Here is a 17,788-nt window from a genome sequence, read left to right on the forward strand (position 1 = left end):
TTTGCGCTGCCTGGATGCATGGGCAGATTACAGGAAGAAGGGACTTGGCTGGAACAACCGTTCCACTTCCGGGATGTACTTCTTGTCCACCAGGAACATCACCACGTGGTCATCCTGCTGGATCCGGGTGCGATCGTGGGCAATCAGCACCTCATCACCGCGCACTATGGCGCCGATTGTGGTGCCGGGCGGCAGCTTGAGCTCGCCGACCGTCTTGCCGACCACCTTGGAGGTGTTCTCGTCACCGTGGGCGATCGCCTCGATGGCCTCGGCCGCACCGCGGCGCAGGCTGTAGACGTTGGCGATGTCGGCCCGGCGCACATGGGTCAGCAGGGCCGAGATGGTGGCCTGCTGGGGCGAGATGGCGATGTCGATGGAGCCGCCCTGCACCAGATCCACGTAGGCGCTGCGCTGGATCAGCACCATTGTCTTCTTGGCGCCCATCTTCTTGGCGAGCAGGGCCGACATTATGTTGGCCTCGTCCTCGTTGGTCACGGCGATGAAGACGTCGATCTGGTCTATGTGCTCCTCGGCCAGCAGCTCCTGATCCGCCGCGTCGCCGCAGAAGACTATGGTGTTCTCCAGCACCTCGGAGAGCTGCTCCGCCCGCTTCTGGTTGCGCTCGATAAGCTTGACGCTGTAGCGCTTCTCCAGCTGGCGGGCGAGGCCGGCGCCTATGTTGCCGCCGCCGACGATCATGATGCGTCGGTAGGGGCTCTCGAGGCGCTGCAGCTCCGACATCACGGCGCGGATATGGCCCGCCGCCGCCACGAAGAACACCTCGTCATCCGCCTCTATGATGGTGGTGCCTTGCGGGCGGATGGAGCGCCCCTGACGGAAGATGGCGGCGACCCGGGTCTCTATGTTGGGCATGTGATCCCGCAGGGTGGAGAGCGCATTGCCCACCAGGGGGCCACCGTAGTAGGCCTTGACCGCCACCAGACCCACCTTGCCACCGGCAAAGTCCACCACCTGCAGCGCACCCGGATACTCGATCAGCCGACGCACATAGTCGGTCACCAGCTGTTCGGGGGCGATCAGGTGATCTACCGGCACGGATTCCGGCAGGAACAGGCGATCCCGCTCCACCAGATAGGCGGGGGAGCGAATGCGCGCCACCTTGTTCGGGGTGTTGAACAGGGAGTAGGCCACCTGGCAGGCGATCATGTTGGTCTCGTCGCTGTTGGTGACCGCGACCAGCATGTCCGCATCCTGGGCGCCCGCTTCGCGCAGCACCTTGGGGTGGGCGCCGTGGCCGTTCACCACCCGCAGGTCGAACTTGTCCTGCAGCTCCCGCAGCCGGTCGCTGTCGGTATCAACTATGGTGATGTCGTTGTTCTCGCCGGCCAGGTTCTCTGCCAGGGTGCCACCGACCTGGCCAGCGCCCAGAATGATGATCTTCATAGGGACCCCTCAGGGAACGAGGATGCGTTGCAACGGATGGCAATCTGGTCAGGGTCAGTCGTCAACATGATGATTCTCATAGGGAAAGCTTGCTCGATGTTGCGCAATCATGGGTGCCGTCAAGCGGCACCCGTCATCTTCATGGCCATTGCTCTGCTTACCGCTTGATCAGCTTGGCATAGTAGAAGCCATCCATCTCGGCTTCGCCCGGCAGGAACTGGCGGCCCGGACACGCCGGCGTGTCCTGTTCGTGCAGCGGCACCAGGGTGGCATCCGGGGTAGCAGCCAGGAAGGCGCGGATCTGTTCGCGGTTCTCTTCCGGCAGCACTGAGCAGGTGGCGTAGAGCAGAGTACCGCCGCTTTTCAGTTTCGACCAGAGAGCGATCAGAATACGGCGCTGCAGCTCTGCCAGCTCGCGGATGTCCTGATCCCGGCGCAGCCACTTGATGTCGGGGTGGCGGCGGATGACGCCGGTGGCGGAGCAGGGGGCATCCAGCAGGATGCGATCGAACTGACCCTTGGGCCACCAGAGTTCCGGGGTGCTGGCATCACCGTGGATCACCTCGGCCTTGAGGCCGATGCGATCCAGGTTCTCCTGCACTCGCTTGAGGCGATGTTCGTCGGCATCGACGGCCACCACGCCGGCCAGCTTGGGCTGACGCTCAAGCAGGTGAGCCGTCTTGCCACCGGGGGCGGCGCAGGCATCCAGCACCCATTCGCCCGGTTGCGGGTCTAACAGTCGGGCTGCTTGCTGGGCAGCACCGTCTTGTACCGAGCAGTCGCCTGCCTCGAAGCCGGGCAGCTTGGTCACGTCGCAAGGGCGTTCCAGCAGGATGCAATCTTCCCCTTCCTCACCGGCCACCGCATTGATGCCCACTTCGGCCATGCGGGCCAGCATCTGCTCGCGGCTCTGGCGCTGGCTGTTGTTGCGGATCCACATGGGCGGGCGCTGGTTGTTGGCCTCCATGATGAATTCCCAATCTTCGGGATAGGCCTGGCGCAGGCGTTTGGTGAGCCACTCCGGGTGGCCGAGGCGAATACTGGGAACGCGGTCGATGCGCAGCAAGATGACTTCGGCGCTGCGCTGGAAGTTGCGCAGCACACCATTGATGAGGCCGCGCAATGAGGTGCCCTTGAGCAGTTTGACGGCGTTGACTGTCTCGGCCACGGCGGCGTGGGCCGGAATGCGGGTGTAGATGAGCTGATAGAGACCGACCAGGATCAGATAGTGGAAGATGCGGCTCTTGTTCTTGAGCGGCTTGTCCATCATCTCGTTGACCGCCGCATCGAGGCGGGGCAGCCAGCGCAGGGTGCCGTAGCAGAGTTCTTGCAGGAGGGCGCGATCGCGGGGCGCAACCTTCTCCTGGGCAGCAGGCAGAACAGCGGAGAGGGATTGACCCTGATCCAGCACCTGTTGAATAACGAGAGCGGCCTGTGCACGTGTTTTCATAATGTTACCTTAGATGCGCAAGTCGGGGCCTGGGCCCCGCTTGGTTCAATTCAATTGCGTGCCGGGTTCAAACCAGTCGCGGCGAGAGTTGAGCAGATCCGAGACGGACATGGCTTTCTTGCCAGGCGGTTGCAGAGTGAGCAGGCGCAGCACGCCCTTGCCGGTGGCGATGTCGATCCCCTGCTTGTCGGCCTTGAGCAGGGTGCCGGCGTTCTGGCCATGGTCACTGTCGATGACGGTGGCTTGCCATACCTTGATGGTCTGGTCAGCCACTTCAAACCAGCTGATGGGCCAGGGGTTGAACGAGCGGATGCAGCGTTCGATGGCGACGGCCTCCATGGCCCAGTCGATGCGGGCCTCTTCCTTGGAGAGCTTCTCGGCGTAGTTGGCCAGCGCATCATCTTGCGCCTCGGCAGCGGTTTCACCGGCGGCCATGGCATTGATGGTGTCGACCAGTGCCTGCGGGCCCAGCTCGGCCAGCTTGTCATACAGGCTGGCGGAGGTCTCATCGGCGGCGATAGGGCAGCTCACCTTGCGGATCATGGCGCCGGTATCCAGCCCCACATCCATCTGCATTATGGTGACGCCGGTTTCGCTATCACCCGCCCAGATGGAGCGTTGGATAGGGGCGGCACCGCGCCAGCGCGGCAGCAGGGAGCCGTGCACGTTGATGCAGCCGAGGCGCGGGGTATCGAGCACCGCCTTGGGCAGGATCAGGCCGTAGGCCACCACCACCATGAGATCGGCGCCAAGGGCAGCCAGTTCGGTCTGCGCCTCTTCCTTGCGCAGGGAGGCGGGCTGGTAGACCGGCAGATCATGGGCAAGGGCCAGCTCCTTGACCGGGCTGGCGGTGAGCTTCTGGCCACGGCCGGCCGGTTTGTCTGGCTGGGTGTAAACGGCAACGACCTCGTGGTCGGAAGACAACAACGCCGCCAGGTGACGGGCGGCGAAGTCGGGAGTACCGGCAAAAATCAGTTTCAGCTTGTTCAATGGGGCAGATCCTCAGAGGATTTTGCGGTCTTCACGGGCCATCTTTTCCAGCTTCTGGCGAATGCGCTGGCGCTTGAGCGGGGACAAGTAGTCCACAAACAGCTTGCCGACCAGATGATCCATCTCATGCTGTATGCAGATGGCGAGCAGATCGTCTGTTTCCAGCTCGAATGGCTTGCCGTTGCGATCCAGCGCGCGCACCTTGACCCACTCGGCGCGTGGCACCAGAGCGCGGTGCTCGGGCACTGAGAGGCAACCCTCTTCGATGCCGGTGCTGCCGGATTGCTCGAGGATCTCGGGGTTGATCAATACCAGAGGATCTTCACGGTTTTCAGAGACATCGATCACTATGATGCGCTGATGAATGTCGACCTGAGTGGCGGCAAGGCCTATGCCTTCCTCCGCGTACATGGTTTCGAACATATCATCTACAATGTGTTGTAACTCGGGTGTAAAGGTCTCGACAGGGGCTGCGACAGTGCGCAGACGTTCATCGGGAAAACGCAATACATCTAGAATGGCCATAGTTTTTTCTTTAGTTTCGTATAAATGCAGTCAATATTGGCGTAATTCTAGTCATTTACGCCGACAAAAAACAGCAACACTTTGCGTGCAGAAGTAACAGGGAGTGTTATGTATCTGAAGCAAACCATCCTCGCCTGCCTGCTGGCCACTCTGAGCCAGGGTGCCTTGGCCGATCAGTTGAAATTGAAAGCGGGTTATCCCGAGCGTTATGTCGTGCAAAAAGGCGACACCCTCTGGGATATTTCGGGCCAGTATCTGGCAGAGCCCTGGCTCTGGCCCCGCCTGTGGAACATCAATCCCCAGATTGCCAATCCGCACTGGATCTACCCCGGTGACGTGCTGCATCTGAGCTGGGTCAACGGCGAGCCCCGGCTCGGCAAGGCGACACAGGGGGGCAAGCCGGTAGTCCATCTCTCGCCCAAGAGCCGCTACGAGAACAAGGCCAATCCGGTCCCGACGCTGCCGCTCAGCGAGATAGGCCCCTTCCTGCAAACCGACCACATTCTGGCTGACAACCAGCAAGCGAAAAAGCTGCCCTATGTGCTCGGCAACAACGAGGCCCACATTGGTATGCTGGAGGGCGACACCCTCTATGTGCAGGGCTCGCTGACGCCTGGTCAGGACTACGGCATCTATCATCCGGGCATGGTTTACAAGGACAAACAAACCGGCGAGCTGCTGGGGCAGGAGGCGGTCTTTGTCGGCACGGCCAGAGCCGAGGAACGGCTGCCGGATGATCGCACCCGGGTCACCCTCAGTCACAATCAGCGAGAGGTGTATCAGGGGGACAAGGTGATGCCTTTCCCGCCGCAGGAAACGCTCTCCGCCGTGTTCACTCCGAAGGCGGCGCCCGTGATTTCACCGGGCTACATAGTCGATCTGCCGAGCAAGGCCCGTGGCGGTGGCAAGTTTGATGTCGTGCTCATCAACCGGGGGCTGCGGGATAAGCTTGCCCCCGGCGATGTGCTGGAGATCCGGCGCCCCGGTGCCAAGCTGGTGAGCAAGAACGGCAAGGTATCGTACAAGGAGTACTCTTCCGTCTACAACAAGGCCTTCTACTCGGCCGGCAAGCCCCCCTTGCCCTCGGAGGCTGTGGCCAGGGTCATGTTGTTCAAGGTGTATGACAAGCTGAGCTACGGCCTCATCATGCAGAGCCAGGACATGGTCAGCTCCGGCTATCAGGTCAGTAACTTCTAACGTGCCACCTCCACTCGGGCGGGTCTCGCTGTGGCTGACGCTGGATGCCGTCACCGGTATCGGCCCAGTCACCGCCGCCCGTTTGCTTGCCCACTTCGGTGGCGATATCGCCGCCCTGTTTGAGAGTGATGATGGTCGTTTGCGGGCGCTTGGTCTGCACTCGGCCCAGATACGGCAGCTAAGATGGCCACTGCCTTCGGTTGAGCAGGGGCTGAGCTGGGCCACCGAGCCTGGCAATCACCTGCTCTGCCCCGATGATCCCGCCTATCCTGACCTGTTGAAAGAGATCCCCGCCGCCCCCTTGCTGCTCTACTGTCGTGGCAATCTTGCCGCCTTGTCTGCTCCACAACTGGCGATGGTTGGTACGCGCCACCCCACCTATGCCGGCAAGGACAATGCAGCGCGCCTGTGTGCGGAACTGGTGGAGTGCGGTCTGGCGATCACCTCGGGACTCGCGCTCGGTATCGATGGTGTCTGTCATCAGCAGGCCCTGGCGACTGGTGGTATCACGCTCGCCGTGCTGGGCTCCGGCCTCGACTGCCTCTACCCCAAGCGTCATCAGGGGCTGGCTGGCCAGATCCTGGAAAATGCGGGTGTGCTCATCTCCGAGCTGGCGCCGGACAAGGGGCCGCTGGCCGAACATTTCCCTCGTCGCAATCGCATCATCAGCGGACTGGCGCTCGGAACCCTGGTGGTGGAGGCGGCCGAACAGAGTGGCTCACTCATCACGGCCCGCTACGCGCTGGAGCAGGGGCGTGAGGTATTTGCCGTTCCCGGTGCGCCGCAGAATGTGCAGGCGCTGGGCTGCAACAAATTAATCCAGCAGGGGGCCAAACTTGTATTGAGCGCGGCCGATATAGTGGAAGAGCTTCCCGGATTGGTCAGCCTGGCACGGAAACCGGATGGATTGCCTGAGCAACGGCATAATAGCGAATTGCCTTATGCCGATTTGTTGGATAACGTAGATTATGAGACCACGAGCGTGGATACCGTCGCCGAACGGGCCCAGCTTCCTGTCGAAGTGGCATTGGGCAGGTTGGTAGAGCTGGAGCTTTCCGGTGCAGTGATGGCGGTAGCCGGTGGATACGTCAGAGCGAGGAGGGCGAATCATGTTTGATGTATTGATGTACCTTTTCGAGACCTACATCCACAGCGATGCAGATGTAATGGTCGAGCAGGATGAACTCACCGATGAGCTGAGTCGGGCCGGTTTCGATAAAGACGAGATCGAGAAGGCGCTCGACTGGCTGGAGCGACTGGCCAACCTGCACGATAGCGAGCGGGAGGTGTACGTCACCGCCAGCGCGCAAGGCTCGATGCGTATCTATGCCCCGCAAGAGCTGGCTCGCCTCAGCACTGAATGCCGTGGCTTCCTGTTGTTCCTGGAACAGGCTCAGGTACTGAATGCCGAAACCCGCGAGATCTGCATCGAGCGTCTGCTCGATCTGGACAAGCCGGATATCGAGCTGGACGATTTGAAGTGGGTCGTCATGATGGTGCTGTTCAACGTACCGGGCAGTGAAAATGCCTACCAGCAGATGGAAGAGCTGGTGTTTGATGAGTCAGACGGCGTCATTCACTGACAGTCCGGTGCCGCGCTGGTAGAATTCAGGCCATCTGGATTTCAAGGCGCGGCCCATGTCAAAAATCGATCATCATCTCTTTTCTGCCCACGAACAGGCGTTCGAGCGAGAGCCGTGCCCGCAGTGTGGTGCCGAGCTGGTGATCCGACAGGGCAAGCATGGCCCCTTTCTGGGCTGCTCCGCCTATCCCACCTGTGACTATATCCGTTCCCTGACGCCATCCGGCCGCGACATCGAGAAAGTGCTCGAAGGTTCGGCCTGCCCGGATTGCGGCCAGCCGCTGGCGATCAAAAAGGGGCGTTACGGTCTGTTTGTGGGTTGTACCCAGTATCCGGCCTGCCAGCACATCGAATCCCTGCAGGAAAGCGACGATACCCAGATCCTCTGTCCCGAGTGTGGCGAGGGTCATCTGGTGAGTCGCACCTCCCGCTATGGCAAGCAGTTTTACTCCTGCGATGGGTATCCCCATTGTAAATATGTGGTTAACGACAAGCCGATCCCCATGCCTTGTCCCGAATGTGGCTGGGGCATCATGGTAGAGAAGAAAGTGAGGGGAAATCTGAGGTGGATCTGCCCGCAAAAGAAATGCGGCCATCAAAGTGAGCAGGTATAATCCCGCCGCCGTAACCAAATTGAAACGTTTTCGGCGAACTTCAACCCCCCACTTGGAGTAAGGAAATTCCCACCATGAATAAACCCTTTGTTGCCGTATTGATGGGCTCTGATTCTGATTTTCCCGTGATGCAATCTACCCTTGAAGTCCTCAAGTCGTTTGATATCACAGTGGAGGTCAAGGTTACCTCTGCGCACCGTACCCCGGCTGCGACTCATCAGTATGTGACCGATGCCGAGGCCCGTGGCTGCAAGGTCTTTATCTGTGCTGCCGGTTTGGCGGCTCACCTGGCCGGTGCCGTTGCCGGCATCACCACCCGTCCCGTGATCGGGGTGCCCATCGATGGTGGCCCGCTCAAGGGACTGGATGCGCTGCTCTCTACCGTGCAGATGCCGGGCGGCGTGCCAGTAGCAACCGTGGCGATCGGCAAGGCCGGCGCCAAGAACGCGGGTTATCTGGCGGCTCAGATGCTGGCGGTCGGAAATGATGAGCTGGCGGCCAAGGTACGTGCCGAACGCCAGAAGAATGCCGAAGAGGTGATGGCCAAGGATGCCGCCCTGCAGGCTCAACTGCTCAAGTAAGTGATAAAGCGGCAACCAGCCGGACATGTTCGCGCTTTATAACAGGACGCGCGGATGTGTACCGGCGGTTGTCGCTCTAACAGGTTCAATCCAAATAAGTGATGAGGCGGCAGCCTGGCTGCCGCATTTTTTCTATGCCCAACGAATTTGAACAAGCGGTTGCCGCCCTCCACAGTGAAGGGGTGATCGCCTATGCCACCGAGGCCGTGTTTGGCCTGGGTTGTGATCCCGACTCAGAATTGGCGGTGCAGCGTCTGCTGGCCATCAAGCAGCGTCCGGTGGAGAAAGGCTTGATCCTGATCGCCGCCGATCTGGCGCAACTGCAGGAATATATCGATGTGAGCCAGCTCAGCGCCGAGCAGCTGGCCCGGGTAGAGGCCAGCTGGCCCGGTCCCTTCACCTGGATTATGCCCGCTCGAGCCGCGACGCCGACCTGGCTGACCGGCCAGTTCGACACCCTGGCTGTGCGGGTGACGGCCCATCCTCAGGTGCAGGCCCTGTGCCGTGCCTTCGGCAAGCCACTGGTCTCCACCAGTGCCAACCTGACCGGCGAGGAGCCTGCCCGTCGGCTAGCCGAGATCGGTGAGGCTTTGGCAAGCCAGCTGGCCTATATCCTGCCCGGCGAGGTCGGGGGCCAGGCCAATCCTTCCGAGATCAAGGACGCCAGAACCGGCGCCATCATTCGCCCCTCCTGAGCGGGGCGGGCGGCCCCTTTTTTACCGCAATGCACATGGGCCTTGAGCCCTGGGTGTGACATCACAATAAAATGGACAGGGCGTTCAAGATCCTGCCTGACTGGAGACAAGATGAGCAAACCGGACGTGGCCCAGGTCAAGGCCTTCCTGTTGCAGTTGCAGGACGAGATCTGCCGTGGCCTGGAGCAGGCCGATGGTGCCGGGCACTTTGTGGAAGATGCCTGGTGCCGCGAGGGGGGGGGCGGTGGTCGCACCCGAGTGCTGCGCCATGGCGCCGTGATCGAACAGGGGGGCGTCAACTTCTCCCACGTCTATGGCGATGCCATGCCTGCCTCGGCGACGGCCCACAGGCCCGAGCTGGCGGGTCGCAAGTTCGAAGCCATGGGGGTGTCGCTGGTGATCCACCCGCACAACCCCCATGTGCCGACCAGTCATGCCAACGTCCGCTTCTTCATCGCCGAGAAAGAGGGCGAAGCGCCCATCTGGTGGTTCGGCGGCGGTTTCGACCTGACCCCGTTTTACCCGTTTGCCGAGGATGTGCAGCACTGGCACCGGGTATCGCACGACCTCTGCCAACCCTTTGGCGAGCAGGTCTACCCCGAGTTCAAGTCCTGGTGCGATCGCTACTTCTTCCTCAAGCATCGCAACGAGACGCGCGGCGTGGGCGGCCTCTTCTTCGATGACCTGAATCGCTGGCCGTTTGCGGATTGTTTTGCCTTCATGCAGGCGGTCGGCAAGGGCTATCTCGATGCCTACCTGCCGATTGTCGAGCGGCGCAAGGCCCAGCCCTATGGCGAGCGGGAGCGGGAGTTCCAGCTCTATCGCCGTGGTCGTTATGTGGAGTTCAATCTGGTCTACGACAGGGGCACCCTGTTCGGGTTGCAGACCGGCGGACGCACCGAGTCGATCCTGATGTCTATGCCACCACTGGCCCGTTGGGAGTATGACTGGCAGCCGGAATCGGGCAGTCCGGAGGCCTTGCTCTACACTGACTACCTCACGCCACGAGAGTGGCTGTGACCAGAGGGGCCATGATGGCCCCTTTTTACTGGCCGATATTCGGCTTGTTCCCGCGCGAGAAAACCCGTTAAATCGGAATATTGCCCTCTGATGGAACTCCTTGATGGATCGTTATCTGGTTTTTGGCCACCCGGTGCGCCACAGCAAATCCCCCTTTATCCACACCCTGTTTGCCAGGCAGACCCAGCAAGAGCTGGAATATGGTCTGGCCGAACCCGCCATCGACGAGTTTGCCACGGCCCTGCGCGCCTTCTTTGCGCAAGGGGGCAAGGGGTGCAATGTTACTGTCCCTTTCAAGGAGCAGGCCTTCGCGCTGGTCGACAGATTGAGCCCGAGGGCCAAGCGGGCTGGGGCGGTCAATACCATCAAGCTGACCGACGATGGCGTGCTGCTGGGAGACAATACCGATGGTGCCGGTCTGGTGGCGGATCTCAAGGCCCACGGCGTGACCCTGACGGGCGGCCGGATCCTGCTGCTGGGCGCAGGGGGCGCCGCCCGTGGTGCCCTGGCGCCCTTGCTGGCCGAGCATCCGGCCGAACTGGTGATTGCCAACCGCACCCACGCCAAGGCGGAGCAACTGGCGGCCGAGTTTCACGATCTGGGGGTCGTCACGGCCCAGCGCTATGAGCTGCTGGAGGGGGTGTTCGATCTCATCATCAATTCCACCTCTGCCAGCCTGCAAGGAGAGCTTCCGCCTCTCGCCCCTGCGCTGATCCACGCCGATATTGCCATCTACGACATGATGTATGGTGCCTCGGATACCCCCTTCATCGGCTGGGCCAGACAGCAGGGGGCCCGCCAGATCATGGATGGGCTGGGCATGCTGGTCGAGCAGGCGGCGGAGGCCTTTACCGTGTGGCGCGGAATCCGGCCAGGGACTAAACAGGTATTGAGAGAACTGAAACGAAATCTGGGGACCCTATGAACCAAGGCATTCTGTTTCCCGAGCTGGCGGACTGGCAAGCGCACGAACAGCGGATCCATTTCCCGGCCCAGCAGAGAGGGGCTCTGGTCGATTGTTACATCAGTCGCCGGCGTCTGGAAAAGATGACTGGTCTTTCCCTCGTCAGGGAGGAGGACATACTGCGCGCCTTCGAGAGTGTGCGCTTCGACATCGAAGATATGGCAGAGAAACTCATTGAAGAACAAGAGTTTGCAGAAGATGGCGCCATCTATCTCTAAGTTTTTTTAGTTTTTTCTCAAAGCAGCGGAACTTGTGTGGAATGCCGCTGACTAACTAGATAGTTGAGGAAGTGCTAGCTAGTCACCTTTATAACTCCCCGGTATTCGTACTGGGGATTTTTTTATCTATATGAAAAACAAAGTGTTTTTTGTAATTCATTTTTCATGAAACTAAATTACATAAATTACTTTCACTTTCTGCTGCTTTGCTATACAGTTAGCAACGTAGGGTACAGAGGTAAGATGTTCTATCTTTCAGACCTTTTATTTCACGTAATTGAATGTGGCTGAATAGCAGCCCCGATGAGCATTCGTCGGGGTGTTTTTTTATGCGCAGAATTTAGAGCAAATGCTTTAATGCGGCCAGATATTTGTTAGAATGGAGGGGCTTCTTGAGGAAAACCAGTCGTCTTTGTTCTCAAGATTTAGCTTCTTCCCAATTTTTGAACTGATTGTTTCAGGCCGATACTGCACCAGTGGTACCGGCCTCATTTTTGTCCCTCCCTGCCGCCTTCATGTAATAAAATTTCATTTCCGTACTTATTGAGTGATGTACCTTCAATTCGATGGCAGAAATCTGAAAACGTTGCCATAGGGATGAAAAGTTAATTATTAATGGTAATTAACTTTTCATCCCATTGTTAAAAAAGGCTTTTATCAAATTTTCTTGAGGAAGAGTATAGGCGGGGATCGAGGGTTGGTGGGACGTCATCAAACTGAAAGTCTTTCAATCAGCGGAGGGTCAACTCCGCCAATTGCAAGGAGGGGATAGCAGTATGATGGAGGAATGCATTATTCCTCGATCTGCTCTTGCTCATCACCTTCGGCGATCTCGTCCGCCCCGGCCAGATACCAGCCAGACAGAGTCTGGGCCAGTTTTTCCACCCCGATATTGTTGAGGGAGGAGAAGGCTTCTACCTGGATTTGCGGGCCCAGGTCGGCAATGGCCTGACGAACCTTGATAACCTGATTGTTGCGCGGACCCGGGCTCAGCTTGTCCGCCTTGGTCAGCAGCAGCATGACCGGCAGTTCACGGTGGGAGCTCCACTCCAGCATGTTCATGTCGGTATCTTTGAGCGGGTGACGGATGTCCATCAGGATCACCAGGCCTTTCAATGACTCACGACGCTGCAGGTATTCTGCCAGTGACTTTTGCCACTTGAGCTTCATTTCCAGCGGTACTTGTGCATAACCATAGCCCGGCAGATCGACCAGACGCTTGCCCGGTTCCAGTTCAAACAGGTTGATCAGCTGGGTGCGGCCCGGGGTTTTACTGGTGCGAGCCAGGTTCTTGTGCTTGGTTAAGGTGTTCAATGCAGATGACTTACCGGCATTGGAACGGCCGGCAAACGCAATCTCGACACCCCCATCATTTGGCAGGTGACGGATGTCGGGTGCGCTGGTCACAAAATGCACCTTATTGAAATTCAGAGTTTGTGTATCCAACGTAAATTCCCCATAGAGATAGAGGGTTATAGAGTTACTTTTTTGTGAAATCGTGTAAAATGGCGTCGCTTAAACGCGTTTATTTTAACATGCCTTCAGCGGCATGGGATCTGGAAGCCTAATAACGAGAAGTTGGAACGCCATGAAGAACCTAGTCATTACTCTTGCTCTGATGGTTGGCGTAACGGGGATGGCACAAGCCAAGGGCGATGCCGCTGCGGGACAATCCAAGGCTGCCGTGTGTGCGGCTTGTCATGGACCGGACGGAAACAGCCTTGTCGATATGTATCCCAAGATTGCTGGTCAGCACGCATCATATATCAAAAAGCAATTAGTTGAACTGAAGGCTGCAGCTTCTGGCCAAATTGGTCGAGTTGCGCCCATCATGGGGCCTATGGCGCTTCCCCTGTCCGACCAGGACATGGAAGACCTTGCTGCCTACTTCTCCAGCCAGAAGGTAACACCGATTGCGGTGCCTGATGACGCTGTAGCAGCGGGTAAAGCGCTCTATATGGGTGGTGACATGAGCCGTGGTCTGGCTGCGTGTACCGCTTGTCACGGTCCGCGGGGCTCGGGTGTCGAGCAGGCCAAATATCCGAGCCTGTCCGGCCAGCATCCTGCTTATATCAAAGCCCAGCTCACCGCGTTTCGTGCGGCTGCCCGTGAGAACGACCCGAACAGCATGATGCGGGACGTTGCCAAGAAGCTGACCGATCAGGATATAGAAGCCTTGTCCAAATACGTGGCCGGTTTGCACTGAAAACGCATTATGATGTACCCCATTGATATTAACGAGGAGCCACTGGCTCCTCGTTTCTTTTTGGCCTTTAACTCCATTTGGCCAATTTTTTCTCGCATTGTTGTAAGAGATCCCCCATTCATTGGCCTGGCCAGGGCTTAAACATTTTTCAAAAAATTTTTAGTAATTCATTAATTTCAATATGTTAAATGACAATAAGCAATTTATATCCGTTTGAAAACGTTCTTGGTGGATTGAGTCGTTTTATTAAGTTGATACAGTGGATGCATGGAGTGGCCCACGAGGCGATTCACGACCGGGATGTTGTGAAGACAGGATGTCGATGCGGCGGGATGCCACAGGACCACGCAAGTGACAGGCAAGGGATTGAAATACCAGGATGGTGACTGCTCAGGAAGAGCGGGGCTGCGGGATGCAACCACCCCAGAGTGATGGCCGGAGGCCGTCTCCATGGGTCAAGCAAGCACACGCACATTCAGGAACGACCATTAAGGTCAGGACGACCATATACAAAGATATGATGCGCAGAGGTATCACCACGGACAGGGTGATTTGCAGCCAGGGATGGGACTCGCATAAACATATCGAGGCAGCTTCGGCTGCCTTTTTTCTTTTGGGTCATTAACCCGATTAGCCATTCTGTGTCAAAATACCAGCAACATGCCCAGAGGATACCGATCCTGCGGTGTTCAGAGGCCAGAAATGGTCGGGTTGGTGCAGGATCCCGCTCTTGTTTCTGATCCACTGTCCCCCGTGTCAGTATCCTCCCCGGATGGTCTCATCCCGGGTGCGGCTTCAATCCAGTTATTTGTCGGAGTCAGTCATTCATGTCGGCTAAACAACCCAACCGCAAGCCTACCGGTAAGCGCAAAGAATCAGATGCCAGTGCCCTGGAAGGCCGTGAGCGCAAACGCGCCGCCAAGCGTAAGGGCTTGAAGGCGGGCTCCCGCCAGCAGGCAGAACAGTCCAGCAACAAGAATGGCAAGCAGGCCAAGGATCCGCGTATAGGTTCCCGCAAGCCTATCGCGCTGATCGTGGAAGAGAAGAGCGGCAAGCCGGTTGCGCCCAAGCCGGTGAAAGAGAAGAAGCTGGTAATGACGCCCGAGCAGGAGCTGGCCGCCATCGAGAATGATGATCGCCTGAACGATCTGCTGGATCGCCTCGATGCCGGTGAGACTCTGGAAGCAACCGAGCAGACCTGGGTTGACCAGCGTGTCGATCGCTATCAGGAGCTGATGGATGAGCTTGGCATCATAGACAACGATGATGACGAAGACGACGATGGCTCCTTCGACGATGCCGGCTATGACGAGCCGAGCCAGCCCGCCTCCGAAGAGGAGCTGTGGGACCGCTTCACCCAGGTTGACTATCAGCCAGAGCCCAAGCCTGAGCCGAAGAAAAAGTGATGAGTGGATGGATGCTGGCCGCCCTGTTGGGCGGCCTGATTTTGCTGGGGCTGGCCTGGTATGCCGGTACCCTGCTGGCCCGTCTCAAGCGCCAGCGTGATATGCAGGTGCAGGCCGTTGCGGCCCGCAATGAGCGTATCCTCGACAGTGTGCGGGTGATTGCCCATGCGGTGCGGGACGGTCAGTGCGACTACTCCGAAGGCGCCATCCGGCTGACCAATTTGCTGGATGCCTTGCAGATCCAGGGCGGTCGGGCCTTTGCCAGCGAATTTCCGGGCTTGTACAGTCTCTATGAGAAGGTGAAAGAGATGCCGACTCATGAGGCGAGACGGGCCCTCAAGCGCAATGAAGTGATGAAGATGGATCTCGAACGCAGTGGCTATGAGGCCGAGCTGGAGGCGCAGATCCTCAAGGATGTGGCCCAACTGAAGGATTTTCAGTTAAGCCGGTGAGCCGATAACAAAAAAGAGGAAGCAAGCGTGCAAGCAGAACAGATTGTGTGGGATCAGGCCCTGATCGAAAAATATAACTACAGCGGCCCGCGCTACACCTCCTATCCCACCGCGCTGGAGTTCAACGAGCGCTTCGGCTATCCGGACTTCGTTCACGCCGCAGGCCAGTATCCGGCGCGCAACCTGTCTCTCTACGTGCACATCCCTTTCTGTCACAAGCTCTGCTACTACTGCGGCTGCAACAAGGTGATCACCCGTCACCAGCACAAGGCCGATCAATACCTCGACTATCTCGAGCAGGAGATCAAGGCCCAGGCCCCCCTGTTCAAACACCGGCTGGTGACCCAGCTGCACTGGGGCGGCGGCACGCCCACCTATCTCAACGAAGCCCAGACCCGCCGTCTGATGGCCATGTTACGCGAGCACTTCCAATTCGCGGACGAAGGCGAGATCAGCATCGAAGTGGATCCGCGGGAGATCGAGCTCACCATGCTGGATGTGCTGCGTGAAGTGGGGTTCAACCGCATCAGCCTCGGCGTGCAGGACTTCAACAAGGCGGTGCAGGTTGCGGTCAATCGCGAGCAGGACAACGACTTCATCCGCGCCATGCTGGAGCGTGCTCGCGAACTGGGCTTTCGATCCACCAACCTGGATCTCATCTACGGCCTGCCGCACCAGAATCGCGACAGCTTCCACCACACCCTGGAAGAGGTGCTCAAGACGGATCCGGCCCGCCTCTCCATCTTTAACTATGCCCATCTGCCGAGCCGTTTCGCCGCCCAGCACAAGCTGAAAGAGGAAGACATGCCGGCCCCCCGGGAGAAGCTGGCCATGCTGCAGGACACCATCGCCTTCCTCACCGGTCAGGGTTACCAGTTCATCGGCATGGATCACTTCGCCACGCCCGATGACGAGCTGGCGGTGGCCCAGCGCGAGGGCAAGCTGCACCGTAACTTCCAGGGCTACACCACCCAGGGGGATTGTGATCTGCTGGGGCTGGGGGTCTCCTCCATCAGCATGATCGGCGATGCCTATTCCCAGAACCAGAAAGAGCTCAAAGCCTATTACGCTCAGGTAGAAACGTTGGGCCATGCCCAGTGGAAGGGGTGCTCTCTCAACCAGGACGATCTGATCCGCCGTGAGGTGATCAAGCGCCTCATCTGTGACTTTAGCCTGAACTTCGCCGCCGTCGAGCAGGCGCACGGCCTGGTCTTCAGTGAGTACTTCGCCGACGATCTCAAGCTGTTGCAGACCTTTGTCGACGACGGTCTGGTACGCATGAGCGAAGAGGGACTGGAGGTGGTCTCCACCGGTCAGCTGCTCATTCGCAACATCTGCATGTGTTTCGATGTCTATCTGCGCAACAAGGCGCGCCAGCAGCAGTTCTCCCGGGTGATCTGAACCGGCAGCTCGGCGCTGAAGATAAAAAAACCGCCTCTCGGCGGTTTTTTTATAAGCAAGCGGTTCAAGACTCAGCGGCTGGCGGCGCGGGCACTCAGCTCGGCTTTCTCGCCATCGCTCAGGAAGGCCAGGGTCAGGCCGTTTTGCTGGGCGGTGCGGATCTCGCTCGCCGTCATGCCGGCGGCCGGGGCGGCCACCTCGTATTCGTGGGGCAGGTCTATGCCTTCGACCGCAGGATCGTCCGTGTTGAGGCAGGCAAGCACGCCGGCGGCCAGGAACTGGCGGATCGGGTGTTCGGTCAGGCTTGCCACAGTGGTGGTCTGGAGGTTGGAGGTGAGGCAGGATTCGATGCCGATGCGGTGCTCCGCCAGATAGGCCATCAGACGGGGATCCTGGATCGCCTTGACGCCGTGGCCGATACGCTCGGCGCCCAGATCGCGGATGGCTTGCCACATGCTCTCGGGGCCGGCGGCTTCACCGGCGTGCACGGTCACGCGCATCCCCGCATCGCGCACCTTGCGAAAGTGCTCGGTGAACAGCTCGCCCGGGAAGCCCAGCTCGTCGCCGGCCAGATCGACGGCAACCAGCTTGTCGCGGTGGGCCAGACAGGCCTCCAGTTCGATGCGGCACTGCTCGGTGCCGAAGGTGCGGCTCATGATGCCGATCAGGTTGGTCTTGATGCCAAAGTCGCGGCTGCCGGCAGCCACGCCATCTATGATGGCCTCCACCACGCCTTGCGGGTGCAGCTTGTGAGCCATGGCCATGTAGGCCGGGCTGAAGCGAAGCTCGGCGTAGTCGATACCGGCACGCAGCAGATCTTCCACGTTCTCGTAGGCGACCCGGCGGCAGGCGTCATAGTCGGCCAGCACGGCCACGCCCCAGTCCAGCTTCTTGAGGAAGGCGACCAGACTCGGTTCGTTCTCGACGATCTGCACGTGGGGGCGCAGCGCCTCCAGTTCATCGGCGGGCAGCTGGATATTGTGCTGACGTCCCAGCTCGAGGATGGTCTGCGGACGAATGTTGCCGTCCAGATGGCGGTGCAGGTCGGTCAGGGGGAGAGATCTGTCAATCATGGTGACGCCT

General features: G+C 59.0%; 19 protein-coding genes. 13 read left to right on the forward strand and 6 right to left on the reverse strand.

The annotated features are described in order from the left end of the window. Positions 1-27 precede the first annotated feature (27 nt). The 4 genes from trkA to def all read right to left on the reverse strand — a co-directional run bounded on the left by trkA (position 28) and on the right by def (position 4,369). Entirely contained in the window at positions 28-1,404 is a 1,377-nt protein-coding gene (gene trkA, locus IU367_RS00910; protein ID WP_043136504.1) for a Trk system potassium transporter TrkA, read from the reverse strand. Between the two features lie 157 nt (positions 1,405-1,561). After that, positions 1,562-2,854 (reverse strand): 16S rRNA (cytosine(967)-C(5))-methyltransferase RsmB, encoded by a 1,293-nt coding sequence (gene rsmB, locus IU367_RS00915; RefSeq protein WP_241326359.1) that lies wholly within the window; start codon positions 2,852-2,854, stop codon positions 1,562-1,564. Positions 2,855-2,899: 45 nt separating this feature from the next. Beyond that, entirely contained in the window at positions 2,900-3,844 is a 945-nt protein-coding gene (gene fmt / locus IU367_RS00920) for a methionyl-tRNA formyltransferase (RefSeq protein WP_274453200.1), read from the reverse strand. 12 nt (positions 3,845-3,856) lie between these two features. Further along, a complete protein-coding gene (gene def, locus IU367_RS00925) occupies positions 3,857-4,369 on the reverse strand; it encodes a peptide deformylase (protein WP_042866891.1) in 513 nt (170 codons plus the stop codon). Positions 4,370-4,477: 108 nt separating this feature from the next. On the opposite strand from def, the gene IU367_RS00930 reads away from it, so the two are divergent. The 9 genes from IU367_RS00930 to IU367_RS00970 all read left to right on the forward strand — a co-directional run bounded on the left by IU367_RS00930 (position 4,478) and on the right by IU367_RS00970 (position 11,240). Further along, positions 4,478-5,566 (forward strand): LysM peptidoglycan-binding domain-containing protein, encoded by a 1,089-nt coding sequence (locus tag IU367_RS00930; protein ID WP_274453201.1) that lies wholly within the window; start codon positions 4,478-4,480, stop codon positions 5,564-5,566. Position 5,567: 1 nt separating this feature from the next. Continuing rightward, the gene (gene dprA, locus IU367_RS00935; RefSeq protein ID WP_274453202.1) at positions 5,568-6,683 is read left to right on the forward strand and encodes a DNA-processing protein DprA; all 1,116 of its coding nucleotides are present in this window, start codon (positions 5,568-5,570) and stop codon (positions 6,681-6,683) included. Further along, a complete protein-coding gene (locus IU367_RS00940; RefSeq protein WP_274453203.1) occupies positions 6,676-7,149 on the forward strand; it encodes a DUF494 family protein in 474 nt (157 codons plus the stop codon). Before dprA ends, IU367_RS00940 begins: the two co-directional genes overlap by 8 nt. Positions 7,150-7,204: 55 nt before the next feature. Continuing rightward, positions 7,205-7,762, forward strand: coding sequence for a DNA topoisomerase family protein (locus tag IU367_RS00945; protein ID WP_098981041.1), 558 nt, complete (start codon positions 7,205-7,207; stop codon positions 7,760-7,762). Positions 7,763-7,836: 74 nt separating this feature from the next. Further along, complete coding sequence (purE, locus tag IU367_RS00950; protein ID WP_043136483.1) at positions 7,837-8,343, forward strand: 5-(carboxyamino)imidazole ribonucleotide mutase; 507 nt, start codon at positions 7,837-7,839, stop codon at positions 8,341-8,343. Positions 8,344-8,477: 134 nt separating this feature from the next. Continuing rightward, the gene (gene tsaC / locus IU367_RS00955; RefSeq protein ID WP_274453204.1) at positions 8,478-9,038 is read left to right on the forward strand and encodes an L-threonylcarbamoyladenylate synthase type 1 TsaC; all 561 of its coding nucleotides are present in this window, start codon (positions 8,478-8,480) and stop codon (positions 9,036-9,038) included. Between the two features lie 111 nt (positions 9,039-9,149). Beyond that, positions 9,150-10,058, forward strand: a complete 909-nt coding sequence (hemF, locus tag IU367_RS00960; protein ID WP_274453205.1) for an oxygen-dependent coproporphyrinogen oxidase — start codon at positions 9,150-9,152, stop codon at positions 10,056-10,058. A 103-nt stretch (positions 10,059-10,161) separates the two neighbouring features. Next, positions 10,162-10,983 carry a shikimate dehydrogenase gene (gene aroE / locus IU367_RS00965; protein WP_274453206.1) on the forward strand — a complete coding sequence of 274 codons (822 nt, stop codon included), beginning with the start codon at positions 10,162-10,164 and terminating at the stop codon, positions 10,981-10,983. Next, positions 10,980-11,240, forward strand: coding sequence for a DUF1488 family protein (locus IU367_RS00970; protein WP_098981036.1), 261 nt, complete (start codon positions 10,980-10,982; stop codon positions 11,238-11,240). The genes aroE and IU367_RS00970 overlap by 4 nt, the downstream gene beginning before the upstream one ends. A 792-nt stretch (positions 11,241-12,032) precedes the next feature. Here IU367_RS00970 and yihA read toward each other — a convergent pair. Further along, a complete protein-coding gene (yihA, locus tag IU367_RS00975) occupies positions 12,033-12,686 on the reverse strand; it encodes a ribosome biogenesis GTP-binding protein YihA/YsxC (RefSeq protein ID WP_042033919.1) in 654 nt (217 codons plus the stop codon). Positions 12,687-12,828: 142 nt separating this feature from the next. On the opposite strand from yihA, the gene IU367_RS00980 reads away from it, so the two are divergent. The 4 genes from IU367_RS00980 to hemN all read left to right on the forward strand — a co-directional run bounded on the left by IU367_RS00980 (position 12,829) and on the right by hemN (position 16,705). Further along, positions 12,829-13,446: a c-type cytochrome gene (locus tag IU367_RS00980; protein ID WP_043136470.1), complete on the forward strand. Its 618-nt coding sequence runs from the start codon at positions 12,829-12,831 to the stop codon at positions 13,444-13,446. An 827-nt stretch (positions 13,447-14,273) separates the two neighbouring features. Beyond that, a complete protein-coding gene (gene yihI / locus IU367_RS00985; protein ID WP_274453207.1) occupies positions 14,274-14,852 on the forward strand; it encodes a Der GTPase-activating protein YihI in 579 nt (192 codons plus the stop codon). Positions 14,853-14,863: 11 nt separating this feature from the next. Then, positions 14,864-15,304 carry a DUF2489 domain-containing protein gene (locus IU367_RS00990; protein WP_103472684.1) on the forward strand — a complete coding sequence of 147 codons (441 nt, stop codon included), beginning with the start codon at positions 14,864-14,866 and terminating at the stop codon, positions 15,302-15,304. A 27-nt stretch (positions 15,305-15,331) separates the two neighbouring features. Next, positions 15,332-16,705, forward strand: a complete 1,374-nt coding sequence (hemN, locus tag IU367_RS00995; protein WP_274453208.1) for an oxygen-independent coproporphyrinogen III oxidase — start codon at positions 15,332-15,334, stop codon at positions 16,703-16,705. Positions 16,706-16,776: 71 nt separating this feature from the next. Here the strand turns inward: hemN and add are convergent, their stop codons facing one another. Continuing rightward, positions 16,777-17,778, reverse strand: coding sequence for an adenosine deaminase (gene add, locus IU367_RS01000; RefSeq protein WP_043136461.1), 1,002 nt, complete (start codon positions 17,776-17,778; stop codon positions 16,777-16,779). Positions 17,779-17,788: the final 10 nt, after the last annotated feature.

Source organism: Aeromonas bestiarum (assembly GCF_028751155.1).
Taxonomy (GTDB): Bacteria; Pseudomonadota; Gammaproteobacteria; order Enterobacterales; family Aeromonadaceae; genus Aeromonas; species Aeromonas bestiarum.